Origin of the sequence: Microcoleus sp. F10-B2 (assembly GCF_036704965.1) — a bacterium.
GTDB lineage: Bacteria > Cyanobacteriota > Cyanobacteriia > Cyanobacteriales > Microcoleaceae > Microcoleus.
This window is the reverse complement of record NZ_JAUBTB010000230.1, coordinates 1-1,291: the sequence shown is the minus strand read 5'-3', so window position 1 is coordinate 1,291 and position 1,291 is coordinate 1. Positions and strand designations below refer to the sequence as shown.

Sequence of the window (1,291 nt, the reverse complement as noted above, 5' to 3'; positions counted from 1 at the left end):
CTAAGTGTTGGCTTTTCCCAAAAGCAGCGCATTTTATCATACTTTTGTATACTTGCAAAATCGGGATGCTCCCGTAGGGACCTCTGAGAATTCGCAGATAGTTTTGCCGACTTTTGCTATCGGTTGTAGTAAAGTGGGCCAATAAATCGTTGCCCATGACTGTACAATAGCCATTCTTTCCTTGATGTCTGGCTCCTGTGTCATCAGTATGAATATACTCGGCTGTCTGCAACCCGGATTGTAAGACTTGATTTTGTTCCTGATGAAATGCTTCTTTTTCTTCTACGAAGAGTCGATTAATTTGACCGGTGGAAATATCTATGCCTAGTTCTCTTAACTGTTCCCCGATTAAGTTCTGCGGCACTCGGCATTGATGGTGTTGGTACAAGATAAATGATTTCAACGTTGGCCCATAGTGTCCCTGATATTCTTGAGGCAACTTCCCGACTATTGTCTTGCCTTCGGTGGTAACGTATTCGGCCAGTAAAAATCGAATACTATGCCTTTTGATAATCACATCCTACACATCATATTGTCTATATCCATTGAACCGGGCTCCCTCTGGGAGTTCCACAGGCTCAATCACTCGCTCTTCATCTACTAAATCCTGGTTTTTTTTACTCCGCTTCCAAGAACCAGGTCGCTGTTCAAGGTCAATAGTTTTTTTTCTTTTTGATTAAGGGTGCTGGGTTGAATTTTGGGCTTTCCCTTAAGTTTTTTAGCTGAACAGAGTTGCTCTTTAAGGCTTTGGGCTTCTTCCTGTAGTTTGGTCACATCTTGTTCTAGCTTCGCTATTCTCTCCTGTTGGCTCTCAATCATCTGTTGCTGCTGAGCGATTATGTTCAGCAGCGAGCTAACTAAGGGAGTGATTTCTCCGGATGGAATGTCAATAGCTAAATGAGGAATTTGCATATTTTCATTAAACCATATTTGAAGCCCAATTGTCAAGGAGAGAAATAAGTTTATTGGCTAGCGTTCTGGGACTACTTAGCTCAGATACCCCAAGCAGCGGTTATTGAGCAGTTACGTTTTTTCTACCAAACGCCGATCGCCACCTGAAGCGATTAAGGCTGCGCGAAATCTAACTAACGTTCCTTTGCCAAAGGGAGTTTGTTCGCAATCTAGACAATCCAACACTAATTGCCATCTTCTGTCCATTTGCATTGCTTCAATTGCTTCGTCATCTGACACTCCTGTGTAAGCTTGTAGGATAATTGGCGTTGCTGAACTAGGGTATGATGAAGTGGTCGTCGGAGCGTCACAAATCACACACATTTAAAAGGAATATTAT

At 42.5% G+C, this 1,291-nt stretch carries 2 protein-coding genes and 1 pseudogene; all 3 read right to left on the bottom strand.

Annotated elements, in window-relative coordinates; translation table 11 throughout:
* Window positions 1–517: IS66 family transposase (locus tag QUA99_RS32845; RefSeq protein WP_333245846.1), on the bottom strand; the 517-nt coding region annotated here is incomplete at its 3' end.
* A gap of 83 nt (window positions 518–600) precedes the next feature.
* On the bottom strand, window positions 601–912 hold the full coding sequence (locus QUA99_RS32840; RefSeq protein WP_333245848.1) for a hypothetical protein: 312 nt from the start codon (window positions 910–912) through the stop codon (window positions 601–603).
* 114 nt (window positions 913–1,026) lie between these two features.
* A pseudogene (locus QUA99_RS32835) lies at window positions 1,027–1,215 on the bottom strand (transposase); the annotation flags it as partial.
* Window positions 1,216–1,291: the final 76 nt, after the last annotated feature.

Excerpts from the sequence above, each read along its gene's own strand:
- QUA99_RS32840 (WP_333245848.1), bottom strand. The coding sequence starts at position 912 with ATGCAAATTCCTCATTTAGCTATTGACATTCCATCCGGAGAAATCACT.